Source organism: Rhizobium sp. AP16 (genome assembly GCF_000281735.1).
Lineage (GTDB): Bacteria > Pseudomonadota > Alphaproteobacteria > Rhizobiales > Rhizobiaceae > Rhizobium > Rhizobium rhizogenes.
Genome location: NZ_AJVM01000078.1, coordinates 1 through 18,883, shown reverse-complemented (window position 1 = coordinate 18,883; position 18,883 = coordinate 1). Strand labels below are relative to the sequence as shown.

Annotated in this window: 17 protein-coding genes and 1 riboswitch; of the genes, 8 read left to right on the top strand and 9 right to left on the bottom strand. The window is 62.9% G+C overall.

Translation table 11 applies throughout. The features are described from left to right. The first annotated feature begins 6 nt into the window (after window positions 1-6). From PMI03_RS27665 to PMI03_RS27655, 3 genes are all read left to right on the top strand, one after another. Window positions 7-1,014, top strand: a complete 1,008-nt coding sequence (locus PMI03_RS27665; protein WP_007701809.1) for a type II secretion system F family protein — start codon at window positions 7-9, stop codon at window positions 1,012-1,014. Between the two features lie 20 nt (window positions 1,015-1,034). Further along, window positions 1,035-2,012 carry a type II secretion system F family protein gene (locus tag PMI03_RS27660; RefSeq protein WP_007701808.1) on the top strand — a complete coding sequence of 326 codons (978 nt, stop codon included), beginning with the start codon at window positions 1,035-1,037 and terminating at the stop codon, window positions 2,010-2,012. Window positions 2,013-2,050: 38 nt separating this feature from the next. Further along, window positions 2,051-2,133, top strand: a riboswitch (ZMP/ZTP riboswitch). A 22-nt stretch (window positions 2,134-2,155) separates the two neighbouring features. Continuing rightward, complete coding sequence (locus PMI03_RS27655) at window positions 2,156-2,800, top strand: LysE family translocator (RefSeq protein WP_007701806.1); 645 nt, start codon at window positions 2,156-2,158, stop codon at window positions 2,798-2,800. 4 nt (window positions 2,801-2,804) lie between these two features. On the opposite strand, the gene PMI03_RS27650 is transcribed toward PMI03_RS27655, so the two are convergent. After that, window positions 2,805-3,632 (bottom strand): tetratricopeptide repeat protein, encoded by an 828-nt coding sequence (locus PMI03_RS27650; protein ID WP_007701804.1) that lies wholly within the window; start codon window positions 3,630-3,632, stop codon window positions 2,805-2,807. A gap of 147 nt (window positions 3,633-3,779) precedes the next feature. Between PMI03_RS27650 and PMI03_RS27645 the strand changes: the two genes are divergently transcribed. The 4 genes from PMI03_RS27645 (at window position 3,780) to PMI03_RS27630 (ending at window position 7,014) form a co-directional block, all read left to right on the top strand. Beyond that, complete coding sequence (locus PMI03_RS27645; protein WP_007701802.1) at window positions 3,780-5,171, top strand: leucyl aminopeptidase; 1,392 nt, start codon at window positions 3,780-3,782, stop codon at window positions 5,169-5,171. 309 nt (window positions 5,172-5,480) lie between these two features. After that, a complete protein-coding gene (locus PMI03_RS27640) occupies window positions 5,481-5,831 on the top strand; it encodes a helix-turn-helix domain-containing protein (protein WP_007701799.1) in 351 nt (116 codons plus the stop codon). Between the two features lie 11 nt (window positions 5,832-5,842). After that, window positions 5,843-6,697 (top strand): NlpC/P60 family protein, encoded by an 855-nt coding sequence (locus PMI03_RS27635; RefSeq protein WP_007701798.1) that lies wholly within the window; start codon window positions 5,843-5,845, stop codon window positions 6,695-6,697. 77 nt (window positions 6,698-6,774) lie between these two features. Next, window positions 6,775-7,014: a hypothetical protein gene (locus PMI03_RS27630; protein WP_007701795.1), complete on the top strand. Its 240-nt coding sequence runs from the start codon at window positions 6,775-6,777 to the stop codon at window positions 7,012-7,014. An 8-nt stretch (window positions 7,015-7,022) separates the two neighbouring features. On the opposite strand, the gene PMI03_RS27625 is transcribed toward PMI03_RS27630, so the two are convergent. From PMI03_RS27625 to PMI03_RS27590, 8 genes are all read right to left on the bottom strand, one after another. Next, on the bottom strand, window positions 7,023-8,414 hold the full coding sequence (locus tag PMI03_RS27625; RefSeq protein ID WP_007701792.1) for an amidase: 1,392 nt from the start codon (window positions 8,412-8,414) through the stop codon (window positions 7,023-7,025). Between the two features lie 25 nt (window positions 8,415-8,439). Continuing rightward, window positions 8,440-9,297, bottom strand: a complete 858-nt coding sequence (locus tag PMI03_RS27620; RefSeq protein ID WP_007701789.1) for an ABC transporter permease — start codon at window positions 9,295-9,297, stop codon at window positions 8,440-8,442. Then, window positions 9,294-10,247 carry an ABC transporter permease gene (locus PMI03_RS27615; protein ID WP_007701786.1) on the bottom strand — a complete coding sequence of 318 codons (954 nt, stop codon included), beginning with the start codon at window positions 10,245-10,247 and terminating at the stop codon, window positions 9,294-9,296. The genes PMI03_RS27620 and PMI03_RS27615 overlap by 4 nt, the downstream gene beginning before the upstream one ends. Window positions 10,248-10,295: 48 nt before the next feature. Further along, window positions 10,296-11,825: an ABC transporter substrate-binding protein gene (locus PMI03_RS27610; protein ID WP_007701784.1), complete on the bottom strand. Its 1,530-nt coding sequence runs from the start codon at window positions 11,823-11,825 to the stop codon at window positions 10,296-10,298. 166 nt (window positions 11,826-11,991) lie between these two features. Beyond that, the gene (locus PMI03_RS27605) at window positions 11,992-12,909 is read right to left on the bottom strand and encodes a LysR family transcriptional regulator (protein ID WP_007701781.1); all 918 of its coding nucleotides are present in this window, start codon (window positions 12,907-12,909) and stop codon (window positions 11,992-11,994) included. A 15-nt stretch (window positions 12,910-12,924) separates the two neighbouring features. Beyond that, complete coding sequence (locus PMI03_RS27600; RefSeq protein ID WP_007701779.1) at window positions 12,925-13,923, bottom strand: P1 family peptidase; 999 nt, start codon at window positions 13,921-13,923, stop codon at window positions 12,925-12,927. A gap of 323 nt (window positions 13,924-14,246) precedes the next feature. After that, on the bottom strand, window positions 14,247-14,441 hold the full coding sequence (locus tag PMI03_RS27595; RefSeq protein WP_007701777.1) for a hypothetical protein: 195 nt from the start codon (window positions 14,439-14,441) through the stop codon (window positions 14,247-14,249). 513 nt (window positions 14,442-14,954) lie between these two features. Next, a complete protein-coding gene (locus tag PMI03_RS27590) occupies window positions 14,955-17,882 on the bottom strand; it encodes an aminotransferase (protein ID WP_007701772.1) in 2,928 nt (975 codons plus the stop codon). A gap of 359 nt (window positions 17,883-18,241) precedes the next feature. Here PMI03_RS27590 and PMI03_RS27585 point away from each other — a divergent pair, with 359 nt between their 5' ends. Continuing rightward, window positions 18,242-18,799, top strand: coding sequence for a cytochrome b (locus PMI03_RS27585; protein WP_007701771.1), 558 nt, complete (start codon window positions 18,242-18,244; stop codon window positions 18,797-18,799). Window positions 18,800-18,883: the final 84 nt, after the last annotated feature.

Sequence of the window (18,883 nt, the reverse complement as noted above, 5' to 3'; positions counted from 1 at the left end):
TTCCCGATGTTCGGTGTCGATCCGGTGGTGCTTTTGATTGTCGTGCTCGCAGCCGTTTCGGCGGCGGCGGTCTGCTACGGCGTCCTTTATTCCCAGATCGAGGCGCAGAAGAAGACGGACAGCCGGGTTGGCCGGGTCAAGGCGGCCGAGAGTGATCGCACCAAGGTCAAGGCTGCGCGCGACCGCGTGCAGGAAATGTCGAAGCGCCGCAAATCGGTGCAGGACACGCTCAAGGATCTGGAGAAGCGCCAGGTCGAGAATACGAAGAAGAAGCAGTCGCTGAAGGCGCGCCTCGTACAGGCCGGCCTGTCGCTGACGCCGGCGCGCTTCTATCTCTTCAGCGTCCTGTTCGGCCTTTTCGTCATGGTCGTCGCCTGCCTTTTCGGCGCGCCGCTCCCCGTCATCGCCGGCCTGCCATTCGCCGCAGCCTTCGGCTTGCCGCGCTGGGTTGTTGGTTTCCTCATCAAGCGCCGGCAGAACAAGTTTCTGGAGGAGTTTCCGAACGCGCTCGATCTCATCACCCGCTCGATCCGCTCCGGCCTGCCGCTCAACGACGCGGTGCGCCTTGTGGCGAGCGAAGCGCGCGAGCCGGTCAAGACCGAGTTCCGCAGGGTCGTCGAAACACAGCAGGTCGGCCTCAGCATGACCGATGCCTGTGCGCGCATGAACAATCACATGCCGCTGCAGGAGGTGAACTTTTTCTCGATCGTCATCGCCATCCAAGCACAGGCGGGCGGCAATCTCTCCGAAGCGCTGGGCAACCTCGCCAAGGTGCTGCGCGAGCGCAAGAAAATGAAGGCGAAGGTGGTGGCGCTGTCGATGGAAGCCAAGGCATCGGCCGTCATCATTGGCGCGCTGCCCTTCATCGTCATGCTGCTCGTTTACCTGACCTCGCCGCAATACATGATGATCCTGTTCACCGACCCGCGCGGCCACCTGATCATGGGAGCCGCCGGCATTTGGATGTCGGTCGGCGTCTACATCATGCGCCAAATGGTCAATTTCGAGATCTGATCGGAAGGAAGACGCAGCCCATGTCCGATATTGCCGCCAGATTGACCGATCCCGGTACGATCCTCGCCGTTTTCGTGGCGATCGCCGTTTTCGCCACCTTCTATACGATCGCCGTGCCCTTCCTCGAGCGTGGCGATCTCAACAAGCGCATGAAGGCAGTCTCCACCGAGCGCGAGCAGATCCGCGCCCGCGAACGCGCCCGGCTGAACACGGACGGCAGTAAGGCGTCATTGCGCAGCCAGAATAACAAGAACGTCCGCCAGATCGTCGAACGCTTCAATCTCCGTAACGCGCTGGTGGATACCAACACCGTCAATCGCCTGCGCGCCGCCGGCCTGCGCTCGGAAAACGCGCTGAACATGTTCCTGGTGGCGCGCTTCCTGCTGCCCTTTCTGTTCCTGGCCGTCGCCGTCTTCCTCGTTTTCGGCCTCGGCTATTTCGCGGCCAAACCCTTTGCATTCCGCCTTCTCGGCGTCATCGGCACCGCCTATCTCGGCTTCTATTCACCGAATATCTACATTTCCAACCGCGTAACCAAGCGGCAGAAATCCATCAAGCGTGCCTGGCCGGACGCGCTCGACCTGATGCTGATCTGCGTGGAATCGGGCATTTCCATCGAGGCCGGCATGCGTCGCGTATCCGAGGAAATGGCGGAGCAATCGCCGGCACTTGCCGAGGAAATGGTGTTGACCACGGCGGAGCTCTCATTCCTGCAGGACCGCCGCACCGCCTTCGACAATCTCGCCGCCCGCACCCAGATCGAAATCGTCAAGTCGGTGACGCAGGCCCTGATCCAGGCGGAGCGCTATGGCACGCCCGTCTCGCAGGCGCTGCGCGTGCTGGCGCAGGAAGGACGCGACGAGCGTATGAACGAGGCGGAAAAGAAGGCGGCCGCCTTGCCGCCGAAACTGACCGTGCCGATGATCGTCTTCTTCCTGCCCGTTCTCATGGCCGTCATCCTCGGCCCGGCGATCATCCAGGTGATGGATAAGTTCTGACGAGGGAACTTGCTGACGACATCGAGAGCGTTTAACTTTCGATTCCACGCAACTGGCAAGGTAAGATGGACGACCATCGAGGAGCGTGGGAAAGACAGCGCCGCTTGCCTGGGCAAATTTCTAACTGAAACGGGAGTTGCAGCATGTCGTCCTTCGCCATCTTTTTCACCGTCATCGCAGCCGTCCTTATCGGCGCGGTCAGTCCCGGACCGAGTTTCGTCCTTGTGTCTCGCATTGCCGTTTCCCGCTCGCGTCAGGCGGGGCTGGCCGCTGCCTTCGGCATGGGAACAGGCAGTGTCATCTTCGCGACCCTGGCCCTGTTCGGCCTGAGCGCGCTGCTGATGCAGGTCGAATGGCTGTATCTTGCCCTGAAGATCGCCGGCGGCCTCTATCTGATCTATATCGGCATCCGCATCTGGCGCGGCGCAGCGCAGGATCTCGCCCTTGACGCGCCGGCATCGCCGGCCGGAGCGAGCGTCGCGCGCAATTACTGGTTCGCGCTCGGCACGCAGCTCAGCAATCCGAAGACCGCGATCTTTTATGGCAGTATCTTTGCCGCACTTCTCCCGGCGCAGCCCGCTCTCTGGATGCTGCTCGCGCTGCCGCCGGCGGTCTTCGCGATCGAGGCGGGTTGGTACACGGTGGTGACGCTGGCCTTTTCGTCGAACCGCCCGCGCACGCTTTATTTGGGATCAAAGCTCTGGATCGACAGGGTAGCGGGCGCCGTCATTGGCGCTCTCGGTGCCCGGCTGGTGAGCGAGGGTCTGCCGCGGCACATCTGGCGCTGAGGGCCTAGTTGACCGCCTTCTTGGCGCTGTCGCTGGCCGCGAGTTTCTGCCAGGAATTCTGCTGCGTCAGCATCCCGCGCAGATAGGCCACATTGGCGTCGGCCTGCTGTTGCGTCAGCTCCTGACGGGCGATCTGCTCGGCCTCGGGGAAGCGGCCCTGCAGGCCGACGACGAGGGCGAGGTTCTGGCGCACGCGGCTATCGGCCGCCGGCTGGCCGGCGGCGGAGCGAAGATAGCTCTCGGCGGTCTTCAGGTCACCGGTCAGCACATAGGACATTCCGAGATTGGAAAGGATGGACGGCTCGTTCGGGGCGAGCACGAGGGCGTCGCGATATTTGCCGCGGGCCTCGTTCGAGCGGCCGAGCTGGTCGAGGATCGCGCCTTCGGCCGAGACCAGCCGCCAATCCGGCCGATCCGGCAGCTGCGCGCGGTCGATGGTCGCAAGCGCTTCCTGCAACTGACCGGCTGCCGCCTGGGCCTTACCGTAGGCGGCCAGCACGCCGCGGTCGCTTGGATGGTTGATCGCCACCTGTTGCATGACGGCGAGCGCCTGTTCGTTGCGGCCGGTCATGCGCAGCACATTGGCGTAGTTGACGCCGGTGTCGCGGTCCTTCGGATTGGTGTCGTAGGCCTTGCCGAGGGTAAGGGTTGCCCGAGCGAGGTCGGCACTGTCCATCTGGTCGATCGGCTTCGACACCGTCGGGATCGATCCGGTCGTCATCTTGTCCTTGCCCGTCGTCGAGCAGCCCGCCAGCGCTAGCGCCAGAAGGGCTGCCGATGCGCCACGGAAAAGGAAAGTCTTGAGCAAAGACGTGGTGGAGGCGGCGGACATGTCCCTATCCCTGAATGTCAGAGTCCTGCGTCTGGCCTCAAATCGGAACAGGGAAAGGTTTGACGCAATGTTCGCTCCAGCAATAATCTGTTAACCCTAACAGACAGTTAACCAATGATTCCCTGAAATGACCGCCAAAGGATAGTCATGGCCCCCTATCAGTACATCGAGCGCGCGACGCCGTTCAATTCGAAGGGTGGCGCGACGCTGCCGATCTTTGCCGTTACCCCGGCCCATATCGACACCGGCACCATCGATCCGATCGCGCTCGATTGGGCGCACAAGGCGGGCTACAAGGCGGAAAGCGGCTCTCTCTTGCTGATCCCGACGGCCGAGGGCCATCTCGGCGGCGCGCTGTTCGGCCTTGGCTCCAACCCCTCGGAACAGCCTTTTCTCACTGGCAAACTGGCGCGATCGCTGCCGGCCGGCGAGTGGCATATCGAGACCGCGCCGCTGACGGCAAACCGGCTCTCGCTCGGCTTTGGCCTCGGCAGCTACCGCTTCGACCGCTACAAGTCGGAAAAGGCGGCCGGACCGACGCTGATGATCCCGCGCGACGCCGATGCCGCCGACATCAAGCGGCAGCTCGCCGGCGTCTTCCTCGCCCGCGATCTCATCAACACACCGACCAACGACATGGGGCCGGAACAGCTCGAGGCCGCTTTCCGGGCCTTGGCCGAGCATTACAAGGCGGAAATGTCCGTCATCATCGGCGACGACCTCCTGAAGGAGAATTTCCCGCTGGTGCACACCGTCGGCCGCGCCAGCGCCGATGCACCGCGCCTCCTGGAATTGCGCTGGGGCAAGAAGGGCCATCGCCGCATCACGCTGGTCGGCAAGGGCGTTTGCTTCGATACCGGCGGCCTCGACATCAAGCCGGCCTCCTCGATGCTGCTGATGAAGAAGGACATGGGCGGTGCCGCCAACGTCATGGGTCTGGCGCTGATGATCATGGACGCCAAGCTGAAGGTCGACCTGCGCGTCATTGTTCCGGTCGTCGAAAACTCGATTTCCGCCAATGCCTTTCGCCCCGGCGACATCTACCGGAGCCGCAAAGGATTGACGGTGCAGATTGACAATACCGATGCCGAAGGCCGGCTGATCCTCGCCGATGCGCTCGCCTATGCCGACGAAGACGCGCCGGACCTGATGATCGATATGGCGACGCTGACGGGCGCTGCTCGCGTCGCGCTCGGCCCCGACCTGCCGCCCTTCTTCACAGACGACAACGATCTCGCCCGCGACCTCACCGAAGCGAGCCTCGAGACCGACGATCCGCTCTGGCGCCTGCCGCTGTACAATGGCTACGACAAGGATATTCGCGCCAAATTCGCCGATATCACCAACGCCCCCTCCGGCGGCATGGCCGGCTCGATCACGGCAGCGCTGTTCCTGCGCCGCTTCGTGACGAAAACCCCGAGCTGGGTGCATTTCGACATCTATGGCTGGGCCCAGAACGAGCGTCCCCATTCCCCGGGCGGCGGCGAGGCGCAGGCGATCCGGGCGCTGTATCACCATATTCGGGAAAGCGTGCGGTAGGGCATTATAGTTCCCTCTCCCCGCATTGCGGGGAGAGGGCTAGGGTGAGGGGCCAGGCACGAGAGCGCGGCAACGCCGGACTGGCCTGACCATCACTGCTAATCGGTCCGAGAAGACGGTAACTCCGGATTCGCCGTCGCTTCCGAGAAAGCCCCTCATCCGAGCCCTCGACACTCGCTTCGCTCAATGTCTCGGCCCCACCTTCTCCCCGCATTGCGGGGCGAAGGATTGGAATAAATTCACCCCCTTGAATCCGCCACGATCTTGGCAGAAACTGAAACGGTAGCGTAACGATCTCCGGGGTTGCCTTTGCCGCTTGAACTCTCTGCCTCGCAGGCTCTCGGCCTCTGGCATGGCGTGGCGCTCGAACAAGTGCGCCGCGAGGACCATGATTTGACCCTGCGGCAGACAACAATCCTCCTGCAGATCTATCTCGTGCCGCCGCCACACACCGTGCGCGGGCTTGCCGCGACGCTCGGCGTTACCAAGCCGGTCATTACGCGTGCGCTCGATACCATGGGCGAGATGGGGCTGGTTGACCGCGTGCGCGACGACCGTGATCGTCGCAATGTCATCATCAAGCGCACGGTAACCGGCGCGCTCTATCTCGAAAAGCTCGGTGATCTCGTCATCGCGCAAGGCCGTAAACTATCAGTCTAGGAACCATCGTCATGACGCTCGACCATCGCCTCAATGCCTTCCGACCCGATCTCGCCGAAGCCTCTCTCCGGGGCCGGGTCGAGGCCGAGCGTTTCGTCGAGGGCACTAGGGCGCAGGTTACCGTCCCCGTCGTCGCGCTGCGTCCGCAGCCGGATCTGGCACGCGGCATCGATACGGAACTTTTGCTTGGCGAGGATGTCACGGTTTTCGAGCGCAAGGACGGTTGGGCCTGGGTCAAGGCGGTGTCGGACGGCTATGTCGGCTATCTGCCCGAAGATACGATCGGAGAGGGGCTGGTCGCACCGACCCATATCGTCGTTCCGCAGCGGACTTTCCTTTATCCGGAGTCGGAACTACGCAAGCCCTATACCGGCGTGCTCTCTATGGGCAGTCGTGTTCGTGTCACCGGCACGGCCGAGGCGCGCGGCAATCATTACGTTGTGCTGGAAGATGGCACCGCCATTTTCGCCAAGCATGTGCAACCGATCGGCTATAATGACGGCGGCGACTATGTGGATGTCGCCGCGAAATTCATGGAAACGCCCTATCTCTGGGGCGGCCGCTCTGGCCTTGGTGTTGACTGCTCCAGCCTGATCCAGCTTGCGCTCCTGATGACGGGCCGCGCCGCGCCGCGCGATTCCGACATGCAGGCGGCCGGGCTTGGCGAGCCGATCGCTCGCGAAGAACTGAAGCGCGGCGATTTTGTCTTCTGGAAAGGCCACGCGGCGGTGATGGAAGACGCCGAAACCATCATCCATGCCAACGGCCACACCATGACCGTCGCACGCGAGAATTTTGCCGCCGCCGTCGAGCGCATTGGCTGGCTTTACGAGTATCCGACTGGCTATCGCCGCCTCGGTGATTGAGCGTTGATCGGAACCGTCGCTGATCTGGACCGTTATTCTCTCGATTGAACATCGTTTTGTTCGAGAGGAGAAGCATCATGCCGATTACCGCGATGGAACAGTCGATCAGGGATATTCTCGGCGACAGCCATCTTCGGCGCAGCCGCAAGATCGACCGCCTGCTCGAGTTGCAGAGCGAAGCGCGCGGCATCCAGCGCGCCGGCAGCGAAAGCACGATGAGCGCCGACGACGGCCTTCAGGACGATCTGCGTGTGATCGAAAAGGCGCTTCAGGATCTCGGCGCCGATGTCGAGGAAAAGGGTGCAGCGACGCTGTAGCGCCGATCTTAGCCCGGTGCTTTCGGCCAGTTCGTCACACCGCCCGACCAAGTCTCGAAGGCTTTTGAGAGTTTCAGAACCAGCATGTCGCCAAAACGCGGTCCGACGATCTGCAGGCCGATCGGCATGCCGGAGCGGGAGAAGCCGCAATTGATCGAGGAGGCCGGCTGTTCCGACATGTTCCAGGGAACGGTGAAGCCGATATGCTCGAAGGGCAGGGCCGGATCGTTGGTGGGCGAGGCCCATTCGGCCGGATAGGAGACGATCGGATTGGTCGGCGACAGCACCGCGTCGACCTGAGTGAAGAGCTTGCCGCAGCTCTTTCGCATCTCGATCGTCTGGTTGAAGCCACGCACGGCATCGACGCCGCTGACATCGGCGCCCCCTTTCGCCCAGCTGTGAATATAGGGCAGGATCATCTCGCGGCGCTCTTCGCTCAGATTGACGATATCGCCCCAGAAACGCGCCCGCCAGAAGACATCCAGCCCGTCGAGCATCTGCCGCGTCAGCACCGGCGCGACGTCGATGATGATGGCGCCTGCCTCTTCGAAACGCTTGGCGGCGGCAACAACGGCATCGCGCACGTCGTCGTCGACAGGCAGGCCGCAGCCGGCGTCGAGCATCAGGCCGATCTTCAGCCCGCGCACGTCGATATCGAGATCCATCCAGTCAATGTCGTTTGGCGGCAGGCTGGTGCCGTCGCGCCAGTCGGGACGCGAGAGCGTCGCCATGGAGTAGGCGGCGTCCTCGACCGTGCGGGTCATCGGTCCGGCGCAGCGCCCGACATAATAGGGATCGACAGGAATACGGCCATGGCTCGGCTTGAAGCCGAAAATGCCGGTCCAGCCGGCCGGCAGGCGCACCGAGCCGCCGATATCCGTGCCGATATGCAGCGGGCCGTAGCCGGCAGCGGCCGCAGCCGATGCACCGGCGCTGGAGCCGCCGGGGTTCTGCGAGGGATCCCAGGGGTTGCGGCTGAGCTTGTGGAAGCTGGAAAGGCCGGAGGAGAGCATGCCATAATCGGGACAAGTGGTCTTGGCGAAGATCACCGCGCCGTCCTCACGCATCCGCGCCGCGATCGGCGCGTCCTCTGTGGCGGAAACGAGTTCGACAGCAGCCGTACCGAGCGGCACCGGCTGGCCCTTGGTAGCGATCAGTTCCTTGAGTGTCACCGGAATGCCATCCAGCGGCCCGAGCGGTGTGCCTTTTGCCCAGCGCTCGGTGGAGGCGGCTGCCTGCTTGCGCGCGTCTTCCGGGTCATAGGCGTAGAGAGCGGCAATGGTCGGCTCCCAGGCCGCGATATGCGTTTCCAGCGCCAGCCAGTATTCGCTCGGCGAAAGGCTCTTTGCGGAAAACTTCTCAAGGAGCTGGCGGATGGAAAGATCGGTCGTTTCGGTCATGGTCGATACTCTTTGTGGTCTGAAGTCAGCGGCGGGCTTCGCGCGGATCGAGATGATCGCGCAGGCCGTCGCCGAGCATGTTGAAGCCGAGAACAGAGAGCGCGATGGCGAGGCCCGGCAGGATGGCGAGCCAGGGCGCCAATCCGAGATAGGTTTGCGCATCCGCCAGCATCCGTCCCCAGGTCGGCGCCGGCGGCGGCACGCCGAGGCCGAGGAAGCTCAGGCCCGCCTCGGTCAGAATCGCCAGGCCAAGCTGGATCGTCGCCTGCACGATGATGCCGCTCAGAATATTCGGCAGCACATGCCGCATGGTGATCGAGAAGGGCGTGTTGCCGATGGCGCGCGCCGCCATCACATAGTCACGGCTCCAGGCTTGCAACGCCGAACTCAGCGCCACGCGGGCAAAGACCGGAACCATGAAGGTGGCGATGGCGATGATGGCGGTCAGGCGTCCGGTGCCGAGAAACGCCCCGAGGATCATTGCAGACAGGATCGGCGGCAGCGCGAAGATGACATCGCAGGCGCGCATGACCAGCGCCTCGAACAGCCCGCGCTGCGCGGCGCCGGCAACGCCGATCATTGTGCCGATCGTGCCGCCGATCGCCACGGCCGACACCGAGATCGACAGCGAGTTCCAGCAGCCGGCCATCAGCATCGACAGCACGTCGCGGCCAAGCTGATCGGTGCCGAGAAGACCGAAGCCGAGCGGCGGCTGCAGCTTGTGAATGATCTGCATTTTCGCCGGCGGCAACGGCGTCCAGAAGAGCGATAGAACGGCGACGCCGACAAGCGCGAGGATGATGATCGCGCCGATGATCAGATTGGCGCGGCGGAGCGCGCGAAAACGAAAGCGGCGAGGGGAGGCGGTTTCGGCCATGGTCATCGCGCCCCTCCGCTGCGAAGCCTGGGGTCGATGACCAGATAGGAGAGATCGACCAGGAAATTGACGACGATGACCAGCCCGGCGAAGAACAGCACGACATCCTGAAGGACGATGACATCGCGCTGGCTAAGAGCCTGATAGGCGAGCCGTCCGAGGCCCGGCAGGTTGAAGACGTTCTCGATCAGCACCGCGCCGGCGACGAGAAAGGTGAATTGCAGGCCGAGAATGGTCATTACCGGCATCAGCGCATTGGGCACGACATGCCCCCAGAGCACGGCGTTGCGGGACAAGCCCTTGGCGATGGCGGTACGGGCAAAATCCTCATGCAGCGTGTCGAGCACCGCCGAGCGGGTGACACGAGTCAGCACGCCCGCCTGCGGCAGGGCCAGCGCTACCGCCGGCATGATCAGTGCCTTCAACGCCGGCCACAGGCCATTGCCCCAGCCGGGAAAGCCGACGGCCGGCATCCAGCCGAGCGAGGTGGCGAACAACAGGATCAGCAACAGCCCCACCCAGAAGCCGGGCACGGCGATGCTCATCTGCGAAAACAGCGTGGCGATGATGTCGAAGACGCCTCCGCGTTTGGCGGCGGCGGCAACGCCGAGTGGCACCGCGATCAGGATAGAAAGCAGGATGGCGAGGATGGCGAGCGGCAACGTCACGGCCAGCCGTTCGAGGATCAGGCCGGCGACGGGAACGCCATAGGTATAGGACTTGCCGAGATCGCCGGTCAGCGCGCCGCCGAGCCACTGGCCGTAGCGGAGGATCAACGATTGGTCGAGGCCCATCTCATGCCTGAGCGCCGCGAGCGTTTCCGGCGTTGCCGATGTGCCGAGTGTGATGGCGGCAGGATCGCCCGGCAGCAGGGCCATCACCGCGAAAAGCAGCAGCGAAACGGCGATCAGGGTCAGGAAAAGGCCCATGATCCGGCGGGTGAGAAGTACGATCATTGCATGTCCATGGCCGGGTGGCGCCCGGTTGCGCGGCGCTGAAAGAGGTCAGTCTTCCCAGGAAACGTTGGTCAGGACGTTCGAGGGAATCGGCTCGTTTTCCCAGAGCCCTTTCAGCTTCTTGTCCCAGACGCCGAGTTTCGGCATGACGAAGAGGAAGAGCGCCGGTACATCCTCGGCGAGGATCGTCTGCGCCTGGCCGTAGAGCTTGTCCTGCTCGGCCGGATCGGCGGTGAGCTGGACCTTCTTCATCAGATCGTTGAAATCAGGGTTCTTATAGTTGAAATAATAGGGGTCGCGCGCATAGATGTCGATGTCGCGCGGCTCGGCATGGGCGACGATGGTCATGTCGTAGTCGCGACCGGTAAAGACGTCCTGAACCCATTTCGCCGGGAATTCCGTCGGCTCGATGTTCATGGTCACGCCGATATCGGCAAACATTGCCTGCATCACCTGGGCGCTTCTGGGCGCATAGGCCATTTGCGGCGTCTTGATGGTGAAGGTGAAGCCGTTCGGATAGCCGGCCTCCGCCAGCAGCGCCTTAGCCTTGGCGGGGTCAAAGGGCAATTTGCCCGTCAGATCCTGATAGCCCGGGTCGTTCGGCGTGTAATGGCTGCCGATCGCGGTGCCGAAGCCGGACCAGGCGCCGTCGATGACCGTCTTGCGGTCGAGCGCCATCATCAGCGCCTGACGCACCCGCTTGTCGTCGAAGGGCTTGCGCGTGTTGTTCATGCCGGCGACGACCTTGAGCTCGGTATTGCCGACCTTGGTCATCAGCCTGAGGTCGCCATCGAAGGAGCTCATCAGCTCAGGCGCACCGAATTCCGGAAAGGCGTCGAGGTCGCCGGCCTTGAGGGCAGCCGCTTCCGCCTGCGGGTCGGGAATGAAACGGAAGGTCACCTTCTCCAGCTTCACGTCGACGGATTTGTTCCAGTAGTCTGGGTTCTTGGCAAGCTCGACATGGTCGCCCTTGGCCCAGGATGCGAATTTGAACGGGCCGGTGCCGACGGGCGTGGTCTTGTCGTTGGCGGTCGATTTCGGCCCGACCATGACGGAAGAGGGCCAGCCAAGCCAATAAAGCAGGCTGCCGGTCGGCGAGGAAAGGTGCAGCACCAGCGTTTCGGGATCGGGCGTGTCGATCGAGGCGATGGTGGCGAAGAAACGCTTCTGCGGATTGACGGATTTGGCGTCGCGGGCACGGTCGAGTGTGAATTTCGCCGCCGCCGAATCGAAGGTCTGGCCATCATGGAATTTGACGCCGCTCTGCAGCTTGAACGTATAGGTCAGCCCATCGGGAGAAATTTCCCAGCTCTTGGCAAGCTGCGGTATGACCTTGCCGCTCTCGTCGATTGCCACCAGCCCTTCGAAGATGTTCTGCCAGGTCACCTGTCCAATGGCGACGGGGGCGGCGATTGTCGGATCGAGGCCGGTGGGTTCGACCGTCATGCCGATGTTCAGCGTCGTCTTGGCCGCTTCGGCCGATGTCATCCCCATCAGCAGCAGCCCCGACGAGATTGCGGCGCCACAGGCAAGACGGCGAGCAAAATCGCCCAGGCTCGGACGTAAAAACGTGGTCATATCAGTTCCCTTGGCTCTAGCTCGCAATACCGGCTTTCCCTCCGGCATACGGCCCTTTTTCGAAATAGTGTCATCTCGCAGGCGCACACACAATTCTAAAAATGTGTGCTCAGTGTAGCTGATATGGCTACATTGATTTTGCCCGGTTGAAATCCTTCGTCCGCGATCAATCGCTTCTTCCCTTGTGGGCAACCTGTTCGCGCATAAAGCGTTCGATGAAGTCGAGAAGCTTGCCGGCGGCGAAGGAAAGCTGGCGGTCCGGCGCAACGCAAAGATCGATCGGCGTCCTGATCCCCTTGCCGCCGGCGACCGGCAGCGCCACGAGCTGGCCGGCCTGGATTTCCCGTTGAACGGTCAGCGCCGGGAGCATGGTGATGGCCGCCCCTCGCAGCACCAGTTCCTTCTGCATTTCCAGCGAGCTGCTCTCGAACACCGGATCGAGCACCAGCCCTTCGCGCTCGAACAGCGCATCGAAGGCCTGTCGAGCGCCGAAGGATCGGTCGGGCACGGCAAGCGAATGCGCCGCAAGTTCGGCAAGGGAAACCTCTTTGAGTGCCGCCAGCGAATGGCTCGTCGCGGCGATGACGTCATAGGTGATTTCGGAGCGCAGCCGCACCTTGGTTCCCGACAGCGGCGGCGCGAACAATGTCACGGCGATATCGGCCTCGGCGCCGTTGACGGCTTCGATGGCGCTGCGGGCGCTGGTGATGGTCACCTCGAAGCGCAGCTTCGGATAGCGCAGGCTGAATTCGGCAAGCGCCGGCGCCAGCAGGTTGGCGACAGTGGCGCCGCTGGCATAGACGCTGACGCGGCCGCGCTGCAGTCCCTTCAGGTCTTCGATCAGCTGATGCACATGGTCGAGTTCGCGCAGCGTCCGTCCGGCGCGCACGGCCAGCAGCTCGCCGGCGGCGGTCAGCTTGACACCGCGGGCGCTGCGTTCGACCAGCGGCGTGCCGAAATGATATTCGAGATTTTCGATCTGCCGGCTGATCGCCGTCGGAGCGACGTTCAGGTTTTCCGCCGCCTGGCGCATGGAGTTGGTGCGCACCAGCTCGTCGAAATAGATCAGCGCCCGGATCTGCATGGATGAAATCTCCGGCTAGGCCATGCGGTTGGGAAAGCGATCCCGCCAGGCCGGCTGCGCGCCCTCGACCGGCAGCGCCGTCGCCTCGTATACGCCGCGTGCAATGGCGCGGGCCATGACGATGGTGGCGAGATGGCAGAGTTCCATGAAGCTGGGCATGTCGTCCCTTGGATGCCTGGCGGTGGAGGCGGCAAAAACCGTGTCGCCGTCGAGCGGCAGATGCGCCGGCAGAAGCGCGCGGGCAAGGCCGTCATGGCCGCAGATCGACAGGCGATGCGCCTCCGCCTTGGTCAGCTGTGCGTCGGTGACGATGGCGCCGATGGTGGTTGCCGTGACATTTCCGCCCTTCAGCCGCAGGCGCGTGTCGATGGTCTCGGGCATGCCGAGCCCGCCGAATTCGCCCGTCTCTTCGAAGGGCGCTGCCCAGAAATGCGGGCTGTCGCCTATGGTGGCGGTGCCGAGAGCATTGACGGCAACGATGGCGGCAATCCTGTGCCCCCGGCTGCTGACGGCGCTGGCCGAGCCGAGGCCACCCTTGACCGTCGCCGTCGTCCCGCCGGTGCCGGCGCCGACGGTGCCGAGCGCGAAGGCGCCCTTTTCCGCTGCCTTGAAGGCGGCGTAGCCCATGTCGCGATAGGGCGAATAGAGGCCCCAATCCTTGTTGCCGCCATTGATGAGATCGAAGAGGATCGCCTGCGGCACCAGCGGGATGAGCGCCGTTCCGATCTGCAGGCCGCGCCCGATGTCGCGCAAGCCCGCCTGCACGCCGCCGGCCGCATCGAGCCCGAAGGCCGAACCGCCCGACAGCACAAGACCGTCAACCGTGCTGATGGTCATCGCCGGATCGAGCAAGGCCGTGTCCCGCCCGCCCGGCGCCCCGCCGAGCACGGAGCCGGAGGCGATCGCTGGCTCATTGAAGATGATGACGGTGACGCCGGAGCCAAGCGCAAGATCGGTTGAGTGACCGACGGCAACACCGTCGACGTCGGTCAGGAGATTGAGGAGGTCAGCCAATGAAAAATCCTTCGCCTTTCGAAGCGCGAGGTTGTCATGGCGATAGGATCGCAAAGAGGGGGAAAAGACAAGATAGGTTTGTGGCGCGCGCGCTGTAGGGGCCGACCCTCGTGGTTCGAGACGGCCCTATGGGCCTCCTCACCATGAGGGCGGAATGGACCTCTGTCGAGATGTAACAAAATCCGATTGCGGAAACGGAAGCAGGATAGGGTCGGCCATTGAGACGAAAAGACTAGCCCTCACCCTGAGGTGGGAGCGAAGCGACCCTCGAAGGGCGAGGGCGGGTGATGTCGCGATGAGAAAGTGGCGGCTAAGCCGATCCATCAAACGTGGATCGGCTTAGCCTGTTGGCGTGAGAGGAGATCGCGGATGGCGAGCTTGACCTCGTCCGTGTTTCTGAAACGCTGTTCGTCCAGGTCGTGGACATGGTATTTCACGGCGATGAACTTCAGCCGGTCTTCATCCGGAATAACGATGCCGACGGGAACGCCGGCATATTCGATGACTTGCTTCTTCATAAAAAATACTCCCTCCGCGCCCTAGCGGCGCAGACATGGCGAATTGACTGTTTGAATCCGATTAGGGGACGAACGTCACATTCGACAGCACGGGCGGGAGAGCACGCCCGAACGGTCATGGCCAAGCACGGACCACCCAAGGATCGAGGCGGTGAATTTGATATTCAGCATGTCACTTTCCTTAGTTGGTGTTGTACTTGTTCTGGCTCCGCTCAAGGGAGCCGGTGATCCGGTGTGCTATTGTCTACAACCTTAGCAGAGAATAGCGATTCCATCTCCAGAAACATATTCCGAAAGATGTCAAAATATCGACGATCGGTAAAATATAATTCCGTACCTGGCTAATTACGGGGATGGTTGTATCAACCTCCGCGCAACCTCCCGTAGCGGAACGGCATCGCCGATCACCGAAAGACAGATAGGAATTACCGCGAGATTCGACAATCCCCAAAAGGCACTAAAATTCGCTTGTCGCTAAATTACCCTAATGGTTAACGCCGTCGCCGGGAGGCATTACACGGTGTCTTCCAGAGCCTTTTCCAGGGCTTTGACGAAGAAATCGGCACTCTCGGACGAAAGGCAGAGCGGCGGTTTGATCTTCAACACATTCAGGTGATCGCCGGTCGGCTGCATGATGACGCCGAGATCGAGCAGCCGGTCGCAGATATCAGCCGTTTCTTCCGTGGCAGGCGTCAGCGTCTCGCGATTGCGCACGAATTCGACACCGAGATAAAGACCGGTGCCGTGCACCGCGCCGATCAACGGAAAGTGTTCCATCAGCGCGATCAACCCTGCCTTCAGATGATCGCCGACGACGCGGGCATTCTCCTGCAAGCCCTCGTCCCTGATGATGTCGAGTACGGTGAGGCCGACGACCGAGCTTACCGGGCTGCCGCCGGCAGAGGAGAAGAAATAGCCTTCTTTTTCCAGCGATGCGGCGATCTCTTTCCGGGTAATGACTGCGCCGAGCGGATGGCCGTTGCCCATGCCCTTGGCGATGGTGATGATATCCGGCACGACACCCTGTTGCTCGAAGCCCCAGAAATGATGGCCGAGCCGGCCGTAGCCCACCTGCACCTCGTCGGCGACGCAAAGGCCGCCGCGCTGGCGCACCGCGGCATAGACATCGGTGAGATAGCCGCGCGGCAGAGCGATGCCGCCGGCGTTGCCGTAGACTGGTTCGGCGATGAAGCCAGCGAGGCCGTCACCCTTCTCGTCGATCGTCTCCAGCGGCGTCGTCACGCCGGCCACGTAGTCAGCGCCCGAATCCGGCCCCCGGAACGGGCCACGATAGGTATTGGGTGAAACGACGGGGTGCACCCAGTCCGGCCGTGTCGTCAGCGCCTGCGGATTGTCGGCGACGGAGGTGGAGACGGCGTCGCTCGCCAGCGTCCAGCCGTGATAGGCCTCCAGCAGGCAGAGCATGTTTTTCTTGCCCGTATGCGCCCAGGCAAGCCGGATGGCGAGGTCGTTGGCCTCCGAGCCGCTGTTGACCAGGAAGACGCTGTCGAGCCCTTCCGGCGCCAGTGCCGCAAGCCGTTCGGAAAACTCAGTCACGGCGGCATAGTGGAAGCGGGAGTTGGTGTTGAGCCGCGACCATTGTTGCTCAACGGCCGCGGTCAGGCGCGGATGCGCGTGGCCGAGCATGGTGACGTTGTTGACCATGTCGAGATAGGCGCGGCCCTCCACGTCGAACAGGAATTCGCGCCAGCCGCGCTCGATCTGTGGCGGGGTCTCGTAATAATGCTTTTGCGGCCCGGCGAAATGTGCCGCGCGCCGGGCAAGCAGGGCCGCGCCGTCTTCTCGTGGCGCTTCGCAGGCTGGGCTCAGAAGGACTGCGGGCGAGGGGCAGACGGCCGACCAGCCGTCGGCCTGGTGTGCCACGGCAAAGAGCGGCGGCACCAGCGATGGCGAGCGGCAGAGCTGTACGCGCAGGCCGCCGACCGTCGAACCCTCGCCGGCGATGGTGCCGATGGTCGCACCCTGCTCGATCTCCGCGCCCTCTTCCAGCGTGCAATCGATGCCGTCGAGATGCAGGCTGACTGCGTCGCTCACCAGAACGAGATGCTGGCCATCCCATTGGATGCGTCCGGCAAAGGGGGCCGCGACCGTCGTTCCGGCGGGCAGGCAGACATCGCTGTGCAGCGCGAAATTCTGCGGCGGCGTCATGCTCAGCAGCTCGCCGCGCGACAGACGGAATTCGCCATAGCGCGTCGCGGCCGTGCCGGAGGCGACGGCCTCCTTGGCGAGCAGCCGCCAGTCCATGTCGGGCTTACGCCAATTGCCATCGGTAAAATGTGGGTTGGTTGTGGAAAGATCGACGGCGGCGATCGTGTCCGGCGCGATATCCGGCAGCAGCGCCGCCCAGCCATCGGTGTCGAGCGGGGCGACGTCGAAGCCGATCGTCCGCAGGATCGCGGCTTCCATCAGGTCGGGATCGGCGCCGGTCGCGACGTCGAAGATTTCGCGCTCGTGCTTGAGATTGCCGCGCACATAGTCGTTGTCGGGATCGATGGCCAGTTGCTGCTCGGTGCTGGCGGTGAGGATGACGGCGCGCGCGACGATCAGGGGCCACAGCGCCTTCGCCTCGACCTCTTCCAGCGGATAGACCGCATGATAGGCTTTGATGGCGGGGAGGATGGCAAAGGGGTCGCCTTCCGCGTGGTGCAGCAGCGAGGCGCAGGTGACGGCGAGGTCGCCCACCAGCCATCCCTGGATGATGTCGCCGAAATCGATCACGCCGTCCGGGATCGGCTGGCCATGCGTGTCCGGATGGCAGACGACATTATCGTCGGTGACATCGTGATGGACGGGCTGCACGCGAAGCCCGCCTGCCAGTGGCTGAATGCGCTTGACGGCCGCGACCATCGCCTTGGCGATACGGTCTCGCGCCTCGTGATCGGTGATCGCCGACAGCAGCTGCACGGCGACCGGCCCGGCCCGGCGCAGATCCCATTGCAGATTGCGGTGGAGACCGGGATGGTCGAAATCGGCGAGGTCGCGGGCAAGCCGCGCCGAGAGAGTGCCGAGCGCCGAGACCGAGGTGAGCGGCAGATGCTTGCGCCGCGTCAGCGATTGGCCGGGGAGGTAACTCAGCAGGCGAGCGAGATAATCCTGTTCGCGGATGGTGACGACAAGAATATCCCGGCCGTTCAGCGACGGCACGATATTGGGGAGGCGAGGCGCCTCCGGCTTGGCGTGCAGATGGCGGATGGCGGCATTCTGTGCCTCCAGCTCCACCGTGTCATATTCCGTCTGGCAGATTTTCAGCACATAGCTGTTGTCGCCGGCACTGATCCGATAGTTGCGGTCCTGCTGGCTGCCGAGTTCGGTGAGCGTTCCGGACAGGCCGTAATGCGTCAGCAAAAGTTCCGCCGCCTCTTCCGGCGTGATGTCCGGCCTTGGCAGTTGCATACGATTGACGAGCGCGGCGTCGGTCATGGCTCCCCCGGATGGTTCATTTCAATGACACTAAACCATTCCGTCCTAAAGATAATCACCGAAAACGAATAGGGTGATCGGACAATAGGATAGAAGATAGGCCACCGATCGCGCCTGCCTAGATGCAGATGTCACTCAACCGCGATGGGATAGCTGCGCCGGCCAGCGTCTTGCCGGGGATATCCATTGCCTCGCCAGGTGCTCTCGTCTTTGGCCCGAGGATCAATCCCGCTCCGGATCTGACAGCCGCCACGGTCCGTCCACTCGCAAGAAGGTGATTGGGCAAGCCTTCAAATCAGCCATATTCCGGCCAATCACGCCATAAACATCGAATCCCAGGATCACCGGAGAATCACTCTATGTCCGCTATTACCGAGGCCTCGTCCGATGCGTCAACGCTCAGATACCGGCCGTCGCAGCGAATTCTGCACTGGATCATGGCCATCGTGATCATCTCAGCGCTCGGCATCGGCCTTTATTGCTCGTATCTCGAGCCGGGCTCGGCGCTCCGCCGTGGCCTTCTCGATGTGCATAAATCGCTCGGCATGACGGCGCTGGTGTTGATTGTCATCCGCCTGCCGCTCAGGCTTTCCCTGGGCGAGCCCTCATATCGGCAGCCGCTCGGCACCCTCAACCACTATGCCGCGCGGGGCGTGCACATCCTGCTTTATGCGCTGATGATCCTCATGCCGCTCGCCGGCTACACGACCTCGGCAGCCAGCGGCCGCGACTTGCCGTGGTTCGGGCTTTTCGAGTGGCCTAATCTTTTGCCGTTCGACAAGCCGCTGGCGAGAGCCGCCGCCGGGATCCATGAATATGGCGCCTACTGTCTATATGCGATCGTCAGCCTGCATATCCTGGCAGCCCTCTGGCACCATTTCTTCCAAAAGGACGAAGTGCTGCGGCGGATGCTGTAATCGGGAAAGGCCCTCGATCGAAGGCCATCTCTCACCCCATCCTCTCGGAAGCATAGCTTCCCGGGCTTGCCGGGAAGACGATGG

Coding starts and splice junctions, on each gene's coding strand:
- PMI03_RS27665 (WP_007701809.1), top strand. CDS start 7: ATGTTCGGTGTCGATCCGGTGGTGCTTTTGATTGTCGTGCTCGCAGCC.
- PMI03_RS27660 (WP_007701808.1), top strand. CDS start 1,035: ATGTCCGATATTGCCGCCAGATTGACCGATCCCGGTACGATCCTCGCC.
- PMI03_RS27655 (WP_007701806.1), top strand. CDS start 2,156: ATGTCGTCCTTCGCCATCTTTTTCACCGTCATCGCAGCCGTCCTTATC.
- PMI03_RS27650 (WP_007701804.1), bottom strand. CDS start 3,632: ATGTCCGCCGCCTCCACCACGTCTTTGCTCAAGACTTTCCTTTTCCGT.
- PMI03_RS27645 (WP_007701802.1), top strand. CDS start 3,780: ATGGCCCCCTATCAGTACATCGAGCGCGCGACGCCGTTCAATTCGAAG.
- PMI03_RS27635 (WP_007701798.1), top strand. CDS start 5,843: ATGACGCTCGACCATCGCCTCAATGCCTTCCGACCCGATCTCGCCGAA.
- PMI03_RS27630 (WP_007701795.1), top strand. CDS start 6,775: ATGCCGATTACCGCGATGGAACAGTCGATCAGGGATATTCTCGGCGAC.
- PMI03_RS27625 (WP_007701792.1), bottom strand. CDS start 8,414: ATGACCGAAACGACCGATCTTTCCATCCGCCAGCTCCTTGAGAAGTTT.
- PMI03_RS27620 (WP_007701789.1), bottom strand. CDS start 9,297: ATGACCATGGCCGAAACCGCCTCCCCTCGCCGCTTTCGTTTTCGCGCG.
- PMI03_RS27615 (WP_007701786.1), bottom strand. CDS start 10,247: ATGATCGTACTTCTCACCCGCCGGATCATGGGCCTTTTCCTGACCCTG.
- PMI03_RS27610 (WP_007701784.1), bottom strand. CDS start 11,825: ATGACCACGTTTTTACGTCCGAGCCTGGGCGATTTTGCTCGCCGTCTT.
- PMI03_RS27605 (WP_007701781.1), bottom strand. CDS start 12,909: ATGCAGATCCGGGCGCTGATCTATTTCGACGAGCTGGTGCGCACCAAC.
- PMI03_RS27595 (WP_007701777.1), bottom strand. CDS start 14,441: ATGAAGAAGCAAGTCATCGAATATGCCGGCGTTCCCGTCGGCATCGTT.
- PMI03_RS27590 (WP_007701772.1), bottom strand. CDS start 17,882: ATGACCGACGCCGCGCTCGTCAATCGTATGCAACTGCCAAGGCCGGAC.
- PMI03_RS27585 (WP_007701771.1), top strand. CDS start 18,242: ATGTCCGCTATTACCGAGGCCTCGTCCGATGCGTCAACGCTCAGATAC.